The organism is Litoreibacter roseus (genome assembly GCF_009811795.1).
GTDB lineage: Bacteria > Pseudomonadota > Alphaproteobacteria > Rhodobacterales > Rhodobacteraceae > Litoreibacter > Litoreibacter roseus.
Genome location: NZ_BLJE01000001.1, coordinates 309,629 through 330,615 on the forward strand (window position 1 = coordinate 309,629; position 20,987 = coordinate 330,615).

The following is a 20,987-nucleotide window of genomic DNA, read 5'->3' on the forward strand; positions in this document are numbered from 1 at the left end:
CATCGGACTTCCGTCGGACCTTTTTTCAGATGAGGGCTGCGATGAGCATGATCAAGGTGGCGATGAACCCGACCATCCAGATGACAGAGCGCCACGGCGCCAGCCCCTGGGCATAGGCGGGAATATAGAGGATGCGGGCCACCAGATAGGCATGCGCACACCACTCTGTGACGGGGGAGGATTGGTCGGCGAGTGTGACGACAACAACCGCGATGGTGAAGAGGATCAGTCCCTCGAAATGATTGTCCATCGCCCGCTTGAGCCGTCCGGCCACCCCGCTGAGCGGCAGCGGCTCGTCCCGGGGTCCGGCGGTGGTTTTCGTGCCCAGCTGCAGATTGGCCGGGATGGCCATGAGCACGAACTGCACGACCTGCAACAGGGCGGCGAGGGTCAGGATGTAGAGTTCGGTGGTCATGTGAGCTTGCCTTTGCGTGTCAGAGAATATGACCATCCGATGAGCACGGCATAAATGATACCCCAGATCATCAGAATTCTGGGACTGAAGTTCGCATTCGAGACCGTGGGGTCGTAGAACAAAAGTTGGGGTGCCAGCGCAAACAACCCGTATATTGAAAAAAGGACCGCTGCCGTCACGATGGCCGCCAGGGTCGTTCTTTTCGACAGCTTCCACGCGAAGACCGCCCAGATGACATGCAGCGCGGCAACGATAAGGCTGAGGCCGATCATCGCGCTTGGTCTGACGATTGGCTCAAGACTTCCCCACATGCTGTTCACGGCCTCGAACAGGTTATAGGTCATAGCCAAAGTGACGAGCGCGCAAAACACCAACGTGACCCAGATGCCGAGTGGTTTTGACATGTTCTGGATGACCTTTGCTTGCGGGTTTGAGGTATGCGGGGATGTCGTGTCGGTGGTCATGCGTCGTTTGTCACCTTGGAGTGGTGGGTTAGGTCGCCTAGTTTACTGTTGCTTTATAGCCCTAAGGCAGTTGCGATCTCCGACACTAACCCCCTTCTTTCAGACTGACATGGTTTGCCAGTCTGATACCTTTATTGATCTCAGTAACATACGATACGGGAATGCCTGCTATCTTGCAGATATCCCTAATCGACAGTTCACTAAGAGAGTTCGCATATCTAATGCCAAATAGGTGAATAGTCGTTGCGACCATACCCGCGGAAGCAGAATTGTAATTCGCCTTTAAAATCTGCCCAAATTCCTGTTCAGTCATAATAACCTCACAAATCCATCAGTAACCTTCTGGGATCCTCAAGCGCCTCTTTCACGCGGACCAGAAAGGTTACGGCGCCTTTGCCGTCTACGATGCGGTGGTCGTAGCTCAGGGCCAGATACATCATCGGGCGGATGACGACCTCTCCGCCGATGGCCATGGGGCGGTCCTGAATCTTGTGCATACCCAAGATACCCGATTGCGGCGGGTTCAGGATGGGCGAGGACATGAGCGAGCCGTAGACGCCGCCGTTTGAAATCGTGAAGCTGCCGCCCTGCATCTCGGCCATGCTTAGCTTGCCGTCCCGGGCGCGGGCGCCTTTTTCGGCGATGGCCTTTTCGATGGCCGCAAAGCTCATGCTGTCGGCGTCGCGGATCACCGGCACCACAAGGCCCGTGGGCGTGCCTGCGGCGATGCCCATGTGGACGTAGTTCTTGTATACGATGTCCGTGCCGTCGATCTCGGCGTTGACCTCTGGCACTTCTTTCAGGGCATGGCAGCAGGCCTTGGTGAAGAAGGACATGAAGCCCAGTTTCACGCCGTGTTTCTTCAGGAACAGGTCCTTGTATTCATTGCGCAGCGCCATGACCTCGGTCATGTCGACCTCGTTGTAGGTGGTCAGCATCGCGGCGGTGTTCTGGCTGTCCTTCAGGCGGCGCGCGATGGTCTGGCGCAGGCGGGTCATCTTCACCCGCTCTTCCCGAGCTGCATCATCGGCGGGGACGGGCGCGCGGGGCGGGGCCTTGGCCTCTGGTGCGGCCTGCGTGCTGGCCTGCAGGGCCTTCTGGACGTCCTCTTTCATGATGCGCCCGTCGCGGCCCGTGCCGGTGACCTGATCGGCGCTGAGGTTTTTCTCGGCCATCAGTTTGTTGGCGGAGGGGGCGTTTTCCACGTCCGTGCGACCGGACCCTTGCGGGGCAGGGCTGTCGGCTGGTTTGCTGTCGGCAGCCGGGGCGCTTGCGGCGGCCCCTTCGCCTTGGGTCATAATGGCCAGCTTGCCGCCAGCCTCGACCGTGTCGCCTTCCCCGGCGAGAATTTCGGTAAGGGTGCCGGCCGCTGGGGCGGGGACCTCGACGGAGACCTTGTCGGTTTCCAGCTCGCACAGCATTTCGTCGGCGGCGATGGTGTCGCCTGCTTTCTTGAACCATGTGGACACGGTGGCTTCCGTGACGCTTTCGCCCAAGGTCGGGACCATGATGTCGAGCGCGTCGCCAGAGCCTGATTTGGCGGTGTCCGGTGTTGCCTTGGCGGTGTCGGTTTCTTCCGGTTTTGCCTTGCTGTCTTTCTTGGGCGCCGGCGCGGCATCGCCTTCGCTGACCTGGGCCAGAAGGGCATCGACGCCGACGGTCTCGCCTTCGTCTGCCACTATTTCGGACAGGGTGCCTGCCACGGGGGAGGGCACTTCGACGGTTACCTTGTCGGTTTCCAGCTCGCACAGCATCTCATCGACCGCGACGCTGTCGCCGGGTTTCTTGAACCATGTGGCGACGGTCGCTTCGGTGACGCTTTCACCAAGGGTGGGGACGCGGACTTCGGTCATGGGTTATTTCCCTTTGCCTTTGGATTTCTCGATGGTCAGCGCCTCGTCAACGAGGGCGCTTTGTTGTGCCTTGTGCTGGCTGGCCAGACCCGTCGCGGGTGAGGCTGCTGCGGCCCGACCGACATAGCGGGGGCGCTTGTGCTTGGATTTGGTGCGGCCCAGAACCCATTCGATGTTGGGCTCCATGAAGCTCCATCCGCCTTGGTTCTTGGGTTCTTCCTGACACCAGATCATTTCCGCCTGCGGGAAGCGTTCAAGTTCCTGAACGGCAGAGATGGCCGGGAAGGGGTAGAATTGTTCGAACCGCAGGATGTAGACATCGTCGATGCCGCGGGCGTCGCGTTCTTCCAGCAGATCATAGTAGACCTTGCCCGAGCACATCACGACGCGTTTGATCTTGTTGTCGGCCACCAGCTTGGTGTCGGAGTTGCCGTATTCCGCATCATCCCACAGCACCCGGTGGAAGGACGAGCCTTCGGTGAAATCCTCAGCCTTGGAGATCGCCAGCTTATGGCGCAGCAGCGATTTCGGCGTCATCATGATCAGCGGTTTGCGGAAGGACCGGTGCAGCTGACGGCGCAGGATGTGGAAGTAGTTCGCAGGCGTCGTGCAGTTGGCAACGATCCAGTTGTCGCCGCCGCACATGGTCAGGAACCGTTCCAGCCGGGCCGACGAGTGCTCGGGGCCCTGACCTTCGTAGCCGTGCGGCAGGAGGCAGACCAGACCGGACATGCGCAGCCACTTGCTTTCGCCGGAACTGATGAACTGATCGAACATGATCTGCGCGCCGTTGGCAAAGTCGCCAAACTGCGCTTCCCACAAAACCAGCGCGTTGGGTTCCGCCAGTGAGTAGCCATATTCGAAGCCCAGAACCGCGTATTCCGAGAGCATGGAGTCGATAACTTCGTACTGGGACTGGCCCGCGCGGATGTGGTTGAGCGGGTAGTAGCGTTCTTCGGTGTCTTGGTTGATCAAGGCCGAGTGGCGCTGGCTGAATGTGCCCCGCGCACTGTCCTGACCGGACAGACGAACGGGATAACCTTCTGTCAAAAGCGAACCAAATGCCAGCGCTTCGCCTGTTGCCCAGTCGAAACCCTTTCCATTTTCGAACATTTTGGACCGTGACTCCAAAAGGCGTCCGATGGTCTTATGAACAGGGAAGCCCTCGGGTGGGACGGTCAGGGCCTTACCGATCTCGGCCATTGTCTCGCTGGAAATCGCGGTCGCGCCGCGCTGGTAGTCGTCGGTGTGGCGGTCCAGATGGGACCACTTGCCGTCCAGCCAGTCGGCCTTGTTGGGTTTGTAGTCCTTGCCCGACTCAAACTCTTCGTTCAAATGGGCCTGAAACGCGGCTTTCATGTCTTCGATCTCACCCTCGGGGATGAGGCCATCCTTGACCAGCCGTTCGGTGTAGAGCGTCAGCGTGGTCTTGTGCTTCTTGATCTGCTTGTACATCAGCGGGTTCGTGAACATGGGCTCGTCGCCCTCGTTATGGCCGAACCGGCGATAGCAGATGATGTCGAGCACCACGTCCTTGTGGAATTTCTGGCGGAACTCGATGGCGACCTTCGCCGCGTGGACCACGGCCTCGGGATCATCGCCGTTCACGTGGAAAATCGGCGCCTCCACCATCAGGGCGATGTCCGTGGGATATGGGCTGGAGCGCGAGAAATGCGGCGCGGTCGTGAAGCCGATCTGGTTGTTGACGACGATATGGATCGTGCCGCCCGTGCGGTGGCCTTTCAGGCCGGACAGACCGAACCCCTCGGCCACGACGCCCTGACCCGCAAAGGCCGCGTCCCCGTGCAGCAGCACCGGCAGGCAGGTTGTCCGGTCGGTGTCGTTGTTCTGGTCCTGCTTGGCGCGGGCCTTGCCTAGAACGACCGGATTGACCGCCTCCAGGTGGGACGGGTTCGCGGTCAGCGACAGATGGACGATGTTGCCGTCAAATTCCCGGTCCGAGGACGCGCCAAGGTGGTACTTCACATCGCCTGAGCCGTCGACGCTTTCGGGTTTGAAGCTGCCGCCCTGAAATTCGTTGAAGATCGCCTTGTAGGGTTTGCCCATCACATTGGCGAGCACACTCAGACGTCCCCGGTGGGGCATGCCGATCACGATATCCTCGACGCCAAGGGCACCGCCGCGTTTGATGATCTGTTCCATTGCCGGGATCAGGCTTTCGCCACCGTCCAGACCGAACCGCTTAGTGCCGGTGTATTTGACGTGGAGGAATTTTTCGAACCCCTCCGCCTCGACCAGTTTGTTCAGGATCGCGCGACGGCCTTCACGGGTGAAGTGAATTTCCTTGCCCAACCCCTCGATCCGTTCTTTCAGCCAGCCGGCCTGTTCCGGGTCCGAGATGTGCATGTATTGCAGGGCAAACGTGCCGCAATAGGTCCGCTCGAGGATGGCGATGATCTCACGCATCGAAGCCGTTTCCAGCCCCAGCACGTTGTCGATGAAGATCGGACGGTCCATGTCGGCCTCGGTGAAACCGTAGGATTTCGGGTCCAGCTCCGGATGTGGCACCGGCTCTTTCATCCCAAGCGGGTCCAGATCGGCGGCCAGATGCCCGCGGATCCGGTAGGCCCGGATGATCATAATAGCGCGGATGCTGTCCAGAACGGCGGCGCGGATCTGCGTGTCGGTTACCTGAACGCCGGCTTCTTCCGCCTTGCCCTTGATTTTTTGTGCGACCTCGCCTGCGTCCTTGGTGTCCGCAGGCCATTGGCCGTCCAGGGCAGACGTCAGATCGTCTGCTGGCATCGGCGGCCAGTCCGTGCGCGCCCAGGAGGGGCCTTCTGCCTCGCGTTTCACATCCGTGTCCGCATCGCCCAGTGCCGCAAAAAACGCCCGCCAGCCTTCGTCGACCGCGTTGGGATCGTTGGCGTAGCGCGCATAAAGCTGTTCTAGGTATTCCGCATTGTGCCCCTGCATGAAGGAGGAGGCATGGAACTGGTCGTTGGGGGAGTGTTCGGTCATGGGGTTACCTCCATTGGAGAGAGAGCTAGAGCGTCGGATGCGGATGGACCTGTCAGCATCCAGAATGCGCTTAACTTGGCTATGGTCCATAGGATTGCATAGAACAGGAAGACAAGGGGGTCCGAATGATACGTATCATCCGCGATGATCGTGTCTAAGACGGCGTTGAAGAAGAACAGGACGGGGCTGAGGATCAGGATCCACCAGACCCATTTGCCCTGATCCCGCATGCGTCGAACCGCCGCCGCGTGCAGTGGAACAAGGCTTGCCACCCAAACCAACAGCCCCAGCAGAGGACTGATATCCAAGGCGATCCACATGGCAACGCTGACAACGGCCCAGAACCACCAGAACTCACCGCGGGACGCCTCGCCCGAAAATGTCGCGTATTTGCGCAGGCAGGTTTTTGTGGCGTTGATCGGGCCCATCACTGCGCCTCCGCGTCAAAGCTGTTGGATGTCACCAGAACAGAATTTGCGGTCACGGGGGTGTCCAGCTTTTCGGACAGGGTTTCGGTGTTCAGAAGTGTCAGCGTGGCGTCCGCGCCGGGGGCTGCGGTCAGCGGGTTGCCTGCAGGCAGGGGCAGGAAGTCCGGCTGCGGTCCGGCAGGCAGGGTGATAGCGGCCAGCGCGCTGAGCGTCGTGGCTTCCGAAAGGGACGCGCGACAGGTGATCAGGCGCATGTTGGGCGTGGGGGCCTGCCACGCCAGAAGCAGTGTTTCAGGCTGGTCCTCGGTGGTTCGGGTCAGGATGCGGGTCTTGCTCTGGTCGATATCGACCTTGCGGGCGAACCCCGCGACGGTTTTGCGCTGTAGATCAAGGATCGCCTGCAGCGTCTCACCGCCCGTATCGCCCGTAAAGTAGAACACCAGCTGGGGCCAGACCAGTTGCTCGGCCACAATCTCGGGCAGGGGTCGTTCGTCCACGACGGCCCAGCCTTCGCCGGACAGGGCCGCAACTGCGTCCTCTACGGCCGCGGCCTTGGTGTGACAGGCAGCGATGGTCGCATCGATGCTTTGTGCCAAGCCGGCAGACGCCGCCAGAACGGTGCCAAGCGCGAAGCCCGTTATGGCGGTTAAGCGGATCATTGGTCGGTCGCCTTGGTCATTGCGGCACCTCGTGAGAATCAGGCCCATATTCGTTGGGGCCGGATTCAGAGGGATGAAGCGCAAGAATAAATGGCGTAAGCATTCCAACTGCTAAAAGAAGCATTGCAATCGTGGTTGGTACATCTGAATTCCCGAACGCTGCAAGAATCAGAATTGCGACCGCCGCCAAAAAAGTAAAAACTGGTGTGATTGCTAGAATACCGCGGAAGCCGACATCGTGCATCCGTCTCCAACCTACAGCTATAAGCGGGACGAATATAACCGCTGCCGCCCCTAACATGAGAGGTCCAGCGTGCAGTGCTATCGTGATTTTTAGACCACTATCCGTCTCGTGTCGTAGACTTATCCAATAGATACTATTTGGGAATACTGACAACTCGATCCGTCGTATCAGTGATATGATCGAAGCCGACAACGCAAAAAACCACCAGAATTCCGACCGCGAGGCGCGGCCGGAAAACGTGACATACTTCCGAAAACAGGTTTTGACCGACTGGATTGGGGTCATGGTCGCGCCTCGCCCTCGGAACCTATGCGTGGTCCGTTCGACATTTGCCCTAGCCAATCGCCTTCAGAACGGCCTCGCCGAGGCCTGCGGGGCTGTCGGCGACAACGATGCCTGCGGCTTGCATGGCTTCGATCTTGTCATCCGCGCCGCCCTTGCCGCCTGCCACGATGGCACCCGCGTGGCCCATGCGGCGTCCGGGAGGGGCTGTGCGGCCAGCAATGAAGCCCGCGGTGGGCTTCCAACGGCCTTTCTTTTTCTCGTCCGCGAGGAACTGAGCGGCTTCCTCTTCGGCGCTGCCGCCGATCTCGCCGATCATGATGATCGACTGCGTCTCGTCATCGGCCAGGAACCATTCCAGCACATCGATATGCTCGGTTCCCTTGATCGGGTCGCCGCCGATGCCCACGCAGGTGGATTGGCCAAGACCCACATCGGTGGTCTGCTTGACCGCCTCGTAGGTCAGTGTGCCCGAGCGGCTGACGACGCCGACGCTGCCGCGTTTGTGGATGTGGCCCGGCATGATGCCGATCTTGCAGGCGTCCGGCGTGATGACACCGGGGCAGTTCGGCCCGATCAGGATCGTGTCGGAGCCTTCGAGCGCGCGCTTGACCTTCATCATGTCGAGGACCGGGATCCCTTCCGTGATGCAGCAGACCAGCGGAATCTCGGCATCGATGGCCTCAAGGATCGAGTCCGCGGCGAAGGGCGGGGGCACGTAGATGACGGAGGCATTCGCGCCGGTTTCGTGCACCGCCTCGTGGCAGGAGTTGAAGACCGGCAGGTCCAGATGGCTCTGCCCGCCTTTGCTGGGTGTCACACCGCCGACCATCTTGGTGCCGTAAGCAATGGCTTGCTCGGAATGGAACGTGCCCTGAGAGCCGGTAAAGCCCTGACAGATCACTTTGGTGTTTTCGTCGATGAGGACTGCCATTTTTGTGGCTCCTTCGCTAGCTATCTAATTTGTTGGAGTTCGATGGACGAGTATATTGGTCCAGCGGTTTGTGTGGGCTTTGGTCCTGAGACGATGTATACCTTCCGTCCCGCGACTGGTTTCTCTGCACGTAATGTTGTTCTCGAAGAATTTCTGCGTACGCTGTAAGTAGTCGTCCTGCCGATGTATTTCTCCGCCATAAGGCTTTGGATTTCCTCAACTTCGCCAACCGAAACACTTGTCGTCGTCACGTAGCAGTAGTCATATTTAGCTTTGCCCAGCGAAACAAACTCAGAAGTTGTGGTACCCGTGACAGCGTATATCCAGTTTGGTTCGCTGAAATACCGGGTTCCTCCTTCGGATGTATCTGAGATTCGCTCTAAATCAGAGCTTTCGAGAAGACTTGTTGATTTGGCAGGGTTTCCTAAGCCAGCCATACAAACAGTCTCGAAGAGCATTTTGACCTCTTGGAACGCGCTACGCTGCGCAACAGGCGTGGTGGCACAACCCGCTACGAAACCAACGGCAACCAAGGAGTAAGCAAGGGTTTTCATTCGTTCAGCCTTAGAGAAGTTGAGAACCATGTGCCGACTGAATAGAGGGTTGTTGAATAACGCATCTCCGTCAGACCAAATTTACCCTTTCACCGCCTTAACGATCTTTTCAGCGCCGTCCTTGAGGTTATCGGCAGCGATGACGTCGACGTCGGAGTTGTTGATGATGTCCTTGCCCTGCTGGACATTCGTGCCTTCCAGGCGGACGACGAGGGGCACTTTCAGGCCCACTTCTTTCACGGCGGCCACGACGCCCTCGGCGATCACGTCACAGCGCATGATGCCGCCGAAGATGTTCACGAGGATGCCTTTGACCTGAGGGTCGGACGTGATGATCTTGAAGGCTTCGGTGACCTTTTCCTTGGTTGCGCCGCCGCCCACGTCGAGGAAGTTGGCAGGCTCGGCGCCGTAAAGCTTGATGATGTCCATCGTGGCCATCGCCAAACCCGCGCCGTTGACCATGCAGCCGATCTCGCCGTCCAGCGCGATATAGTTCAGGTCGTATTTGGAGGCGGCCAGTTCCTTGGGGTCTTCCTCTGTCTCGTCGCGCAGGGCGGCGATATCCTCGTGGCGGTAGACCGCATTGCCGTCAAAGCCCATCTTGGCGTCGAGGCATTTCAGGTCGCCCTCATCGGTGACGATCAGGGGGTTGATCTCAAGCATTTCGGCGTCTTTTTCGACGAAGAGCTTGTAGAGCGTGCCCATCAGTTGGACGCATTGCTTCACCTGCTTGCCTTCGAGGCCCAGCATGAAGGCGATGCGGCGCCCGTGGAACGGCTGATAGCCCGTGGCCGGATCAACGGAAAAGCTGAGGATTTTCTCAGGGGTCTCGGCAGCGACCTCCTCGATGTCCATGCCGCCCTCGGTGGAGCAGACGAACGAAATGCGGGAGGTTTGGCGGTCGACGAGCAGGGCCAGATAGAGTTCTGTCTCGATACCGGAGCCGTCTTCGATGTAGATGCGGTTGACCTGCTTGCCGACGGGCCCGGTCTGGTGCGTAACCAAGGTGCGGCCCAGCATTTTCTTGGCTTCCTCGGCGGCTTCCTCGACCGATTTGGTCAGGCGCACACCGCCTTTTTCGCCCGCGTCGGCCTCCTTGAAGGAGCCCTTGCCGCGTCCGCCCGCATGAATTTGCGCCTTAATCACCCAGAGCGGGCCGTCCAGTTCGCCAGCCGCGGTTTTGGCGTCTTCTGCGCGGGTCACGACACGACCGTCCGACACAGGGGCGCCGTAGCTGCGCAACAAAGCCTTCGCTTGGTATTCATGAATGTTCACGGCCGCATCTCCATATAACGTCAGTTCATGCTGTGTTGGCATGCCGCGGGATGCAGATGAACTGTTATTTTGCTGACTCCGCCGAAAAAGCGACATTTGTGATCACAGGAAAAAATGGTGTGATCACAAGGCGCTGCATTTTACGGGAATCTTAAACGTCTGGCGGATTTCGCTGCTGCCGCAGGCCTTCGGTCTTTGATGCATAGACGTGTCAAATCCGAGGGATATCTACGGGGTCTTCAGCTTGCGTAGTCGTCAATCAGGGGCGTGGGCTTGGCGAATTGCAAAAGGTCCGCCTGATCGTTGATCCTGATCTGGTTGCCGTTCACCTCTACCCCATAGGGCTGAAGACCTTTCAGGGCGCGGCTCAGGTTCTCGGGCGTCATCCCCAGGAACGACGCAAGCCTGCGCTTTTCGATCTGAAGTTCGAACTCGGCTGCGCCGTTCACCCGGTCTTGTTGGCGCAAAAGATAGTTCGCAAGACGCTCCAGGGAGGTGCGCAGCTTCAGATCCTTTTGCGATTTGATGACAGAGCGATAGCACTGTGCAAGTTCGGTCACGATAGCCCGTGCGAAGATATGATCCGTGTCGAAGACAGCGCGGACATCAGAGCTGGGGATCAGCGCGATCCGGCTTTTCTCAAGCGTTTTCGCCGCCATCAAATAGGGCGCGTCCTTGATCGTTGCTGCCAGAATGAATGTCGAGATGGGCCGAACCGTCGCCATCGTGGTCTCGCGCCCGTTCCATGTGGACGTCAGTTCGACGGAGCCGGACAGGACAACGTGGAGAAAATCGCTGGGCTCCCCTTCACTGATCAATTCCACCTGTGGCGGGAAATTCTGCACATAGGTGCCGCGCATCAGGGCTTCGAAATGATCCGCGTCCATATCCACGAACAGATGCAATGCACGGATATACGCGCGGTAAGACTCGGGCATCGTGAGGCACGCCTGTTTCACTCAGATTAGCATTTATCAATTTCTTTCTTGATAAATGTCAAGGATCGGTTTGATGGGTGCCTCCGGCTCCCTTGATCATGCCACGGCTGTCACACGACATATTTCTGTAAGTCATTTATTTTACTACATAAATCGGAATTTCTTGATCTGAATCAAGCTGCCGGGGCCGGACCGTCCGGATATTTGCCTCAATGCGCTTCATCGAAATCAGCGCAAACGACCGGAGGGGACATCCGATGGAACTACAAAACAAGGCCACCGCTTTGTGGTCGAACTTTCTGAACGTAAAAATGGTGCAGATCAGAACCTTCCACATGACGTGGTTCGCATTCTTTTCCTGCTTCTTTGCATGGTTTGGTATTGCGCCCTTGATGAGCGTGGTCCGCGATGAGTTGGGCCTGACGCCCGACCAGATTGGTTGGGCTATCATCGGCTCGGTCTCGATGACGATCTTTGCGCGCCTGTTCATTGGCTGGCTTTGCGACCGGATCGGGCCGCGTAAATCCTACACCTGGCTTCTCTTGATCGGTGCCTTGCCCGTGATGGGCATTGGCCTTTCGCAGAGCTTCGAGACGTTCCTGCTGTTCCGCGTTCTCATTGGCGGGATCGGGGCGGCTTTCGTGATCACCCAATACCATACCTCTGTGATGTTCGCCCCCAACGTGGTGGGGCAGGCGAACGCAACGTCGGCGGGTTGGGGAAATCTGGGCGGCGGTGTCACCCAGTTCGTCATGCCTTTGCTGTTTTCCGTGATGGTCGTGGGCTTTGGCTTCTCGGAGGCCGTTGGCTGGCGCTTGTCGATGGTTGTCGTCGGCGTGATCATCTTCCTGACCGGCATCGCCTATTATTTCCTGACCCAGGATGCGCCGGACGGCAATTTCGACGAGCTGCGCGCACAGGGCAAGATGGAGGAACAGAAGAACGTCACCGGCAATTACATGCACGCCCTGAAAGACCCGCGTGTCTGGGTTTTGTTCGTGATCTACGGCTCGTGCTTCGGCATCGAGTTGACCGTCAACAATGTCGCCGCGCTGTATTTCATGGATTACTTCGATCTGTCGCTTGTGACGGCTGGCTTCGTTGCGGCGTCTTTCGGGTTGATGAACATCTTCGCGCGGACACTCGGAGGGTTATTCGGGGACAATTTCGGGGCGCTTTGGGGTCTGAAGGGCCGCGCGTTCTGGTTGTTCATCTGTCTGTTCTTTGAAGGCTGCGCGCTGATGGTCTTCAGCCAAATGAATGTGCTGTTTGTCGCGCTTCCGTCCCTGATCGTCTTCTCGCTGTTCACGCAAATGGCCGAAGGCGCGACCTACTCTGTGGTGCCGTTCATCAACAAAAAAGCACTTGGCGCGGTGGCCGGAGTTGTTGGCGCAGGCGGGAACGCAGGTGCGGTTCTGGCGGGCTTTCTGTTCAAGAACGTCATCGATTGGTCCGAGGCCTTCTTCATTCTTGGCGTCGTCGTGACCTGCGCGTCCTTTCTTGCCTTCTTTGTCCGGTTCTCGACCCGGCAGGAAGACGAAGAGCGCGCCAACTTTGCCGCCGCCAACATCGAAACGCTGCGCGCCCGTGCCGAGAAGGCAAACGCCGCGCTGGAAGAAGGCTTGATTGCGGTCGCCCAGAAGAACGGCGCGCAACCGGCTGAATGATTTTCGAACCCGGCGGGCCGGTGAGCGGCCCGCGATATCAAAGAACGCCGATACGGGAGGATCCCACCATGGCGACGACTGCAACCCCTCCGGCCAACACCGGTTACCTGCTGACCGACTGGCGGCCCGAAGATCCGCAATTCTGGGAGAGCGAAGGCAAGCGCATCGCGACCCGCAACCTGTGGATTTCAATCCCGAACCTGCTGCTGGCCTTTTCGGTCTGGATGGTCTGGTCCGTCGTGGTGGCAAAGATGCCTGCCATCGGCTTCGACTTTTCCGTGGGCGAACGGTTCTGGCTTGCCGCCCTGCCGGGACTGTCCGGGGCGACTTTGCGCATCTTCTACAGTTTCATGGTTCCGATCTTTGGCGGGCGGAAGTGGACGGCGCTGTCGACCGCGTCGCTTTTGCTGCCTGCGCTTGGCATCGGCTTCGCGGTTCAAAACCCCGAGACAAGCTATGCCACATTCCTGACCCTCGCGTTGATGTGCGGCTTTGGCGGCGGCAACTTTGCATCCTCCATGGCAAACATTGCCTTCTTCTATCCCAAGAAAACCAAGGGCAACGCGTTGGCGCTGAATGCAGGTCTCGGCAATCTTGGTGTGTCGGTCATGCAGTTCGTGGTGCCGCTGGTGATCACGATGGGGGTGTTCGGCGCCATTGGCGGCGCGCCTCAGCAATTGTCTGACGGCGGGCAGCTGTTCATCCAGAATGCGGGCTTCATCTGGGTGCCATTCCTCGTGCTCAGCGCGATTGCGGCGTGGTTCGGCATGAATGACATCGCCGATGCGCAGTCTTCGTTCAAAGAGCAGTCGATCATCTTCAGCCGCAAGCACAACTGGATCATGTGTGTCCTCTATACCGGCACGTTTGGCAGCTTCATCGGCTATGCGGCGGGCTTTCCACTGCTGATGAAAACGCAGTTCCCCGAGGTGGATGTGCTGCAATACGCCTTTCTTGGTCCACTTGTCGGCGCGCTGAGCCGGGCGGCCACGGGCTGGGTGTCCGACAAGTTTGGCGGCGGGCGTGTCACCTTCTGGACCTTCCTTGCAATGATCGTGGCGGTCTTCGGTGTGCTGCAGTTCCTGCCGTCCGAGGCCGTGCCGACCGGTAATTTCTGGGGCTTTTTCGTTTGCTTCATGGCGCTGTTTTTCCTGACCGGCGTGGGCAACGCATCTACATTTCAGATGATCCCGTCGATCATGCGGCAGGAAGTGCCACGCTTGATGCCGACCCTGGATGACACGGCGACGCTGAAGCAATCCGAGCGCGAGAGCGCGGCGATCATCGCATTTACGTCGGCGATTGCGGCCTACGGCGCCTTCTTCATTCCGAAGCTCTACGGCACCTCGATTGCGGTGACAGGGGCGCCCAACGGTGCGCTCTGGGTGTTCCTTGGCTTCTACGCCGTGTGCGCCGTGATTTGCTGGATCTTCTACAGCCGCACATCCGCGCCGGTTCCTTGCTGAGCCCCAAGACAAACGCCGCGCCGCCCGAGGGGCGGGGTGGTTCCCCCAACAAGGAGATGATGACATGAGCCATTTGCTCGACAGATTGAACTTTCTCCAGTCGACCACGCTGGAGCAGTTCTCGAACGGTCACGGCCAGGTCACCCGCGAAAACCGCGACTGGGAAGACACCTATCGCAACCGGTGGCGGCACGACAAAGTGGTTCGCTCGACCCATGGGGTGAATTGCACGGGGTCCTGCAGTTGGAAGATCTACGTCAAGTCCGGGATCGTGACATGGGAGACCCAGCAAACCGATTACCCGCGCACCCGCGCCGATCTGCCCAACCATGAGCCACGCGGTTGCGCCCGCGGTGCAAGCTACAGTTGGTATTTGTATTCCGCCAACCGTGTGAAGAACCCGCTGGTCCGGGGCCGCCTGATGAAGATCTGGCGCAAGATGCGCGAAACCATGGGGCCGATCGCGGCATGGACCAAGCTTCAGGCTGACCCTGTCCTGCGCGCCTCTTATGTCGAGACGCGCGGCAAGGGTGGGTTTGTCCGAGCCACGTGGGATGAGGCAACCGAGATCACGGCGGCGGCCAACGCGTATACCGCCAAGACTTACGGCCCGGACCGGGTCTTCGGGTTCTCGCCGATCCCGGCGATGTCGATGGTCAGTTATGCCGCCGGGTCGCGGTATCTGTCCTTGATGGGCGGCGTCTGCATGTCTTTCTACGACTGGTACTGTGATTTGCCCCCGGCCTCGCCGATGACATGGGGCGAGCAGACGGACGTCCCGGAAAGCGCCGATTGGTACAACGCGGGCTATCTGCTGCTCTGGGGCTCCAACGTGCCGCAAACGCGGACCCCCGATGCGCATTTCTACACCGAGGCCCGCTACAAAGGCACCAAGTCCGCAGTCATCTGCCCGGACTATTCCGAGGCTGCCAAGTTTGGGGATGTCTGGCTGAACGCCAAGCAGGGCACCGATGCCGCGCTGGCGATGGCGTTTGGGCACGTGATCCTGCGGGAATTCCATTTGGACCGTCAGTCGGAGTATTTTGAGGCGTATACCCGCAAGTATTCCGACTTCCCGATGCTGGTGAAGCTGGAGGAGAAAGGCGGGCAGATGGTTCCCGGTCGCTTCCTGCGGGCCGATGATCTGGATGGCAAACTGGGGGAAGACAACAATCCCGCTTGGAAAACCGTCGCCTTTGACGGCGTATCCGGCGGGTTGGTCGCGCCCAATGGGTCGATTGGCTATCGTTGGGGTGAGGATGGCGAGTGGAACCTTGAGGAAAAGGCGAGTGAAGCCGACACCAGTCTCAAGACCTCTTTCATTCTTGAGGAGGACCATGACGACGTTGTTGGCGTCGATTTCCCGTATTTCGGTGGCGAGGCCTATGGGCAGTTCAAGACCGATGCCGATCACCCCGATGTCCTGACCCGCAACATTCCCGTCAAGCGGATCAAGACGGCCGAGGGCGAGATTGCCGTGGCCACGGTGTTTGATCTGTTCTGTGCCAATTACGGGCTTGATCGGGGGCTGAACGGGCAGTGGGTCACCAGTGACTACGCCGACGACATGCCGGGTACACCGGCTTGGGCCGAGAAAATCACGGGCGTGCCTGCCGACAAGATCATCCATGTCGCGCGTGAGTTCGCAGACAATGCCGAGAAGACCAAGGGCAAGTCGATGATCATCATCGGCGCCGCGATGAACCACTGGTTTCACATGGACATGAACTATCGCGGTGTCATCAACATGCTGGTCATGTGCGGCTGTGTCGGCCAGTCCGGCGGCGGCTGGGCGCATTATGTGGGGCAGGAAAAACTGCGACCCCAGACCGGCTGGCAACCTCTGGCCTTCGCGCTGGATTGGAGCCGTCCGCCGCGGCACATGAACTCGACCTCTGCGTGGTATGCCCACACGGATCAGTGGCGCTACGAGACATTGAGAGCCGACGAGATCCTGTCGCCCACGGCGCCGGAGGGCGATTGGGACATCAGCCTGATCGACTACAACATCCGGGCAGAGCGCATGGGCTGGTTGCCATCTGCCCCGCAGCTCAAGACCAACCCGCTTGAGGTGGCCAAGGCCGCGCAGGCGGCGGGTAGGGACATCCCGGCCTACGTCGCTGAAAACCTCAAGTCCGGCGATTTGGAAATGGCCTGCGAGGATCCGGACAACCCGGCCAACTGGCCACGGAACCTGTTTGTCTGGCGCTCCAACCTGCTGGGCTCCAGCGGCAAGGGGCATGAGTACTTCCTCAAGCACCTTCTGGGCACCGACAACGGAGTCATGGGTAAGGATCTGGGTGAAGAGGGCGCGCAACTGCCGAAGGAAGCCAAGTGGCACGACGATGCGCCGCGCGGCAAGCTGGACCTGCTGGTGACCATCGATTTCCGGATGAGCACAACATGCGTTTACTCGGACATCGTTCTGCCAACGGCCAGTTGGTACGAAAAAGACGACATGAACACGTCGGACATGCATCCGTTCATCCACCCGCTGCAGGCTGCTGTGGATCCGGCCTACGAGTCAAAATCCGACTGGGACATCTTCAAATCCATCGCGAAGAAGTTTCAGGAAATCGCACCGGGGTATCTGGACAAGGAAACCGATATCGTCGCGCTGCCAATCCTTCATGACACACCCGCCGAGATTGCTCAGGATCAGGTAAAGGACTGGAAGAAAGGCGAATGCGACCTGATCCCCGGCAAGACCGCACCTGCATTTGTAGCTGTGGAACGCGATTATACCGCGATCTATGACCGTTTTACCGCGCTTGGGCCTTTACTGGACAAGCTGGGGAACGGCAGCAAAGGCATCAGCTGGGACACTCAGGAAGAGATTGACAACCTGTCTGCGCTGAACGGGGTGCAACCGGAGGGCGCGGCGGCGGGTCGGCCCAAGATCGATACGGCGATTGATGCCTGCGAGGTTATCTTGATGCTGGCGCCAGAGACCAACGGCAACGTTGCCGTCAAAGCCTGGAACGCTCTGGGCAAGGCCACGGGGCGCGCCCACGCGCATCTGGCTGCGGGTGAGCATCACCAGAAAATCCGCTTCCACGATATTGCGGCGCAACCGCGCAAGATCATCTCCAGCCCCACATGGTCGGGGATCGAAAGCGACAAGGTCAGCTACAATGCGGGCTACACCAATGTGCACGAGTTGATCCCGTGGCGGACCCTGACCGGGCGACAACAGCTCTATCAGGATCACCTGTGGATGCGCGCGTTCGGGGAAGGGTTCATGTCCTACCGACCGCCGGTTGATTTGAAGACGATCACCGAGGATGTGCAGGACGATGGCGACAACCTTGTGCTGAACTTCATCACGCCGCACCAGAAATGGGGCATTCATTCCACCTATACCGACAATCTGCTGATGCTGACGCTCAACAGAGGCGGTCCGGTGATCTGGATCAGTGAGAACGACGCCCGATCTGCCGGTATTGTCGATAATGACTGGGTGGAGTTGTACAACACCAACGGCGCTTTGACGGCGCGGGCGGTGGTGTCTCAGCGGATCAAGGACGGCACGACGTTCATGTATCACGCTCAGGAAAAGATCGTGAACACACCCGGCTCCGAAAAGACGGGACATCGGGGCGGCATCCACAACTCCGTCACCCGTGCGGTCCTGAAGCCCACTCACATGATCGGCGGCTACGCCCAGCAGTCCTACGGGTTCAATTACTACGGCACCGTGGGGTCGAACCGGGATGAGTTCGTCGTTGTCCGGAAAATGAAGACCATTGACTGGCTTGACCGCGAAAAGAGCTGGAACGCACCTGCACAGGAGGCAGCAGAATGAGAGTCCGCGCGCAAATCGGCATGGTGCTGAACCTCGACAAATGCATCGGGTGTCACACATGCTCCGTCACCTGCAAGAACGTCTGGACCAGCCGGGATGGCGTCGAATACGCCTGGTTCAACAACGTGGAGACCAAACCCGGCACCGGCTATCCGACGGATTGGGAAAATCAGGACCGCTGGAAGGGCGGTTGGGAGCGCACGAAGGCGGGTAAGCTGCAACCCAAGCAGGGCAGCAAGTGGCGGATCCTGTCCAACATCTTCGCCAACCCGTCGATGCCTGAGATCGATGATTATTACGAGCCGTTCGACTTCGATTACGACCACCTGAAATCCGCGCCCGAGATGGAAGCGTTCCCCACGGCGCGTCCGCGATCCAAGATCACGGGCGAGCGGATCCAGAAGATCGAGAAAGGCCCCAACTGGGAGGAAATTCTGGGCGGCGAATTCTCGAAACGCTCTGCGGATTACAACTTCGACGGCATCCAGAAGGAGATTTACGGAGAGTACGAGAACACCTTCATGATGTACCTGCCGCGGCTGTGCGAACACTGCCTGAACCCGGCCTGTGCGTCGTCCTGCCCGTCGGGCGCGATCTACAAACGCGAAGAGGACGGCATCGTCCTGATTGATCAGGAGAAATGTCGCGGCTGGCGGATGTGCGTCTCGGGCTGCCCCTACAAAAAGATCTATTACAACTGGTCCTCCGGAAAATCTGAAAAATGCACGCTTTGCTATCCGCGGATCGAGAGCGGCAATCCAACGGTCTGTTCCGAGACCTGCGTGGGGCGCATCCGCTACCTGGGCGTGATGCTCTATGATGCCGACAGGATCGAAGATGCGGCAAACATGGAGAGCGAGCAGGATCTCTATGACGCGCAGCTTGGGGTCTTCCTTGATCCCAGCGATCCGGTAGTGATCGAAACGGCCCGTGCCGACGGCATCCCGGAAGACTGGATCACGGCCGCGCAGGCCAGTCCGATCTGGAAGATGGCGATGGAGTGGAAGGTTGCTTTTCCCCTGCATCCTGAATACCGGACCCTGCCGATGGTGTGGTACATCCCGCCGCTCAGCCCGATCCAGAACGCCGCCGAAGCAGGTGCGATCGGGACGCGCGAGGGGATGCCAGACGTCAAAAACCTGCGCATTCCGGTCAGATATCTCGCCAACATGTTGACCGCCGGGGACGAGGCCCCCGTGGTCACCGCGCTGGAACGGATGCTGGCGATGCGATCCTACATGCGGTCCAAGACCATCGAAGGTGTCATTGACGAAGGCATCGCGGCCCGTGTGGGACTGTCGGGGCGGGTCATTGAGGACATGTACAAGATCATGGCCCTTGCCGATTACGAGGATCGGTTTGTGATCCCGACAACACACCGCGAACAGGTCGAGGAAGCGTATGATTTGCGCGGCGGCTGCGGGTTTACTGACAGCAACGGATGCTCGACCGGCATCTCGACGGGCTCGCTGTTCGGCGGCGCCAAGAAACCCCTCAAAATGCCAACGGAGGTACAGTAAAATGGACCGTACGCTCAAAGCACTTTCTCTCATTCTCAGTTACCCGACGCGCGAGCTGCAGCATGCCATGCCCGAGATCAGTGCCGTTCTGGCCTCGGACACGCGATTGACAGCAGCAGCGCGCCGGGCGTTGCGGCCGCTGGTGGAGGAGCTGGCTGGCCGCGACATCTATGATCTTGAAGAACAGTTCGTGCTGCTCTTTGACCGGTCGCGGACCCTGTCGCTCAATCTCTTTGAGCATGTGCACGGTGAAAGCCGGGACCGCGGGGGCGCGATGGTGTCCCTGATCGAGACCTACCGTGATGGCGGTTTCGATCCGGCGACCTCGGAACTTCCCGATCATCTGCCGGTGTTGCTGGAGTTCCTGTCGACACGGCCCTTTGCGGACGCCAAAGAGACTCTGGCCGATGCGGCCCACATCTTCGAGGCTCTGAACGCGCGCCTTGTCCGACGTGAAAGCCCCTATGGCGCCGTCTTCGCCTGTCTTCTGCAACTGGCTGGCGTCAGGGCGGATGAGAAGACCGTGGCGGATATGCTGGCCCAGCCAGATGACGACCCGACCGATCTGGACGCTCTGGATGAGGTCTGGGAGGAAAGCGAAGTTCTTTTTGGACCCGATCCGAACGCGGGCTGCCCGCAAGCGCGCGACATGCTGGCGCGTATGGACACCCCCCTCACCCCCGAACCCGCGTCCCATGCGGCCGAATAAGGAGACTGGGCAATGTTTCTAGACATCGACTATTTCATCTTCGGTATCATGCCATATATCGCGCTGACTGTTCTGATCGTGGGGTCCATCGCGCGCTATGAACGAGACCCGTTCACGTGGAAATCCTCGTCCAGCCAGCTGCTGCGCCGCCGGCAATTGTTCTGGGGCTCGGTCCTGTTTCACGTGGGCATCATCACCGTTTTCGGAGGACACCTGATCGGGCTCTTTACGCCGGTCTGGATACTTGATGCGCTGGGCATTCCCTACGCGCTCAAACAGTGGATGGCTGTCCTTCTTGGCGGCACGGCGGGGATCGCTGCGCTGATCGGCGCGACGTTGTTGATCCATCGTCGTGTGACCGACCCCCGGATCTGGCAGACGACCAGCTTTGCCGATATCGGAATTCTGGTGCTGATCTGGCTGCAGCTCTTCATTGGCCTTGGAACGATTTTCCTGACGCTTCAGCACATGGACGGCGCCGAAATGGTCCGCTTCATGACCTGGTCGCAAAGTGTGATCCTGCTGAACCTGAATGCATGGGCGATGGTTGTGGACGTGCATTGGCTCTACAAGGCGCACATCTTCCTTGGGCTTTTGATCACCATTCTCTTTCCGTTCACACGGCTGGTGCACATGGTGTCGGGCTTTACGGCGCCGTTCCGGTATCTGCTGCGCCCGGGCTATCAGATTGTCCGCTCTCGTCGTCAAAAGGCACTGCCGAAACACACCGTGCAGCCCAAAGCTCAAGCGCACGCCAACGCGGCTGCGAAACCTCAACCCGCGGAGTAAGTC

18 protein-coding genes are annotated in these 20,987 nt (G+C 59.2%); 6 read left to right on the forward strand and 12 right to left on the reverse strand.

Annotation, left to right across the window (positions count from 1 at the left end; all coding sequences use genetic code 11):
- Window positions 1-25: 25 nt before the first annotated feature.
- The 12 genes from KIN_RS01560 to KIN_RS01610 form a co-directional block, all read right to left on the reverse strand.
- Window positions 26-415, reverse strand: coding sequence for an MAPEG family protein (locus KIN_RS01560; RefSeq protein WP_159804198.1), 390 nt, complete (start codon window positions 413-415; stop codon window positions 26-28).
- The gene (locus tag KIN_RS01565) at window positions 412-879 is read right to left on the reverse strand and encodes a hypothetical protein (protein WP_159804199.1); all 468 of its coding nucleotides are present in this window, start codon (window positions 877-879) and stop codon (window positions 412-414) included. Before KIN_RS01565 ends, KIN_RS01560 begins: the two co-directional genes overlap by 4 nt.
- Before the next feature lie 85 nt (window positions 880-964).
- Window positions 965-1,192 (reverse strand): HTH-like domain-containing protein, encoded by a 228-nt coding sequence (locus tag KIN_RS22795; RefSeq protein ID WP_444543177.1) that lies wholly within the window; start codon window positions 1,190-1,192, stop codon window positions 965-967.
- Between the two features lie 7 nt (window positions 1,193-1,199).
- Window positions 1,200-2,732 (reverse strand): 2-oxoglutarate dehydrogenase complex dihydrolipoyllysine-residue succinyltransferase, encoded by a 1,533-nt coding sequence (gene odhB / locus KIN_RS01570; RefSeq protein WP_159804200.1) that lies wholly within the window; start codon window positions 2,730-2,732, stop codon window positions 1,200-1,202.
- A 3-nt stretch (window positions 2,733-2,735) separates the two neighbouring features.
- Entirely contained in the window at window positions 2,736-5,714 is a 2,979-nt protein-coding gene (locus KIN_RS01575; RefSeq protein ID WP_159804201.1) for a 2-oxoglutarate dehydrogenase E1 component, read from the reverse strand.
- Entirely contained in the window at window positions 5,711-6,142 is a 432-nt protein-coding gene (locus KIN_RS22365; protein WP_159804202.1) for a DUF805 domain-containing protein, read from the reverse strand. The genes KIN_RS01575 and KIN_RS22365 overlap by 4 nt, the downstream gene beginning before the upstream one ends.
- Window positions 6,142-6,801, reverse strand: coding sequence for a hypothetical protein (locus tag KIN_RS01585; protein WP_159804203.1), 660 nt, complete (start codon window positions 6,799-6,801; stop codon window positions 6,142-6,144). Before KIN_RS01585 ends, KIN_RS22365 begins: the two co-directional genes overlap by 1 nt.
- A 16-nt stretch (window positions 6,802-6,817) precedes the next feature.
- Complete coding sequence (locus KIN_RS01590) at window positions 6,818-7,330, reverse strand: DUF805 domain-containing protein (protein WP_159804204.1); 513 nt, start codon at window positions 7,328-7,330, stop codon at window positions 6,818-6,820.
- A gap of 49 nt (window positions 7,331-7,379) precedes the next feature.
- Window positions 7,380-8,261 carry a succinate--CoA ligase subunit alpha gene (sucD, locus tag KIN_RS01595; RefSeq protein WP_159804205.1) on the reverse strand — a complete coding sequence of 294 codons (882 nt, stop codon included), beginning with the start codon at window positions 8,259-8,261 and terminating at the stop codon, window positions 7,380-7,382.
- Window positions 8,262-8,281: 20 nt separating this feature from the next.
- Window positions 8,282-8,815, reverse strand: coding sequence for a hypothetical protein (locus KIN_RS01600; RefSeq protein ID WP_159804206.1), 534 nt, complete (start codon window positions 8,813-8,815; stop codon window positions 8,282-8,284).
- Between the two features lie 81 nt (window positions 8,816-8,896).
- Complete coding sequence (gene sucC, locus KIN_RS01605) at window positions 8,897-10,090, reverse strand: ADP-forming succinate--CoA ligase subunit beta (protein WP_159805292.1); 1,194 nt, start codon at window positions 10,088-10,090, stop codon at window positions 8,897-8,899.
- 239 nt (window positions 10,091-10,329) lie between these two features.
- Window positions 10,330-11,028 (reverse strand): cyclic nucleotide-binding domain-containing protein, encoded by a 699-nt coding sequence (locus KIN_RS01610; protein ID WP_159804207.1) that lies wholly within the window; start codon window positions 11,026-11,028, stop codon window positions 10,330-10,332.
- Window positions 11,029-11,285: 257 nt separating this feature from the next.
- On the opposite strand from KIN_RS01610, the gene KIN_RS01615 reads away from it, so the two are divergent.
- The 6 genes from KIN_RS01615 to narI all read left to right on the forward strand — a co-directional run bounded on the left by KIN_RS01615 (window position 11,286) and on the right by narI (window position 20,984).
- Window positions 11,286-12,695: an MFS transporter gene (locus KIN_RS01615; protein WP_159804208.1), complete on the forward strand. Its 1,410-nt coding sequence runs from the start codon at window positions 11,286-11,288 to the stop codon at window positions 12,693-12,695.
- Between the two features lie 68 nt (window positions 12,696-12,763).
- On the forward strand, window positions 12,764-14,161 hold the full coding sequence (locus KIN_RS01620) for a NarK family nitrate/nitrite MFS transporter (RefSeq protein ID WP_159804209.1): 1,398 nt from the start codon (window positions 12,764-12,766) through the stop codon (window positions 14,159-14,161).
- Window positions 14,162-14,225: 64 nt separating this feature from the next.
- Window positions 14,226-17,966 (forward strand): nitrate reductase subunit alpha, encoded by a 3,741-nt coding sequence (locus tag KIN_RS01625; protein ID WP_159804210.1) that lies wholly within the window; start codon window positions 14,226-14,228, stop codon window positions 17,964-17,966.
- A complete protein-coding gene (gene narH, locus KIN_RS01630) occupies window positions 17,963-19,486 on the forward strand; it encodes a nitrate reductase subunit beta (RefSeq protein ID WP_159804211.1) in 1,524 nt (507 codons plus the stop codon). The genes KIN_RS01625 and narH overlap by 4 nt, the downstream gene beginning before the upstream one ends.
- Before the next feature lies 1 nt (window position 19,487).
- Complete coding sequence (gene narJ / locus KIN_RS01635; RefSeq protein WP_159804212.1) at window positions 19,488-20,195, forward strand: nitrate reductase molybdenum cofactor assembly chaperone; 708 nt, start codon at window positions 19,488-19,490, stop codon at window positions 20,193-20,195.
- A 12-nt stretch (window positions 20,196-20,207) separates the two neighbouring features.
- On the forward strand, window positions 20,208-20,984 hold the full coding sequence (gene narI, locus KIN_RS01640) for a respiratory nitrate reductase subunit gamma (protein WP_159804213.1): 777 nt from the start codon (window positions 20,208-20,210) through the stop codon (window positions 20,982-20,984).
- Window positions 20,985-20,987 lie beyond the last annotated feature (3 nt).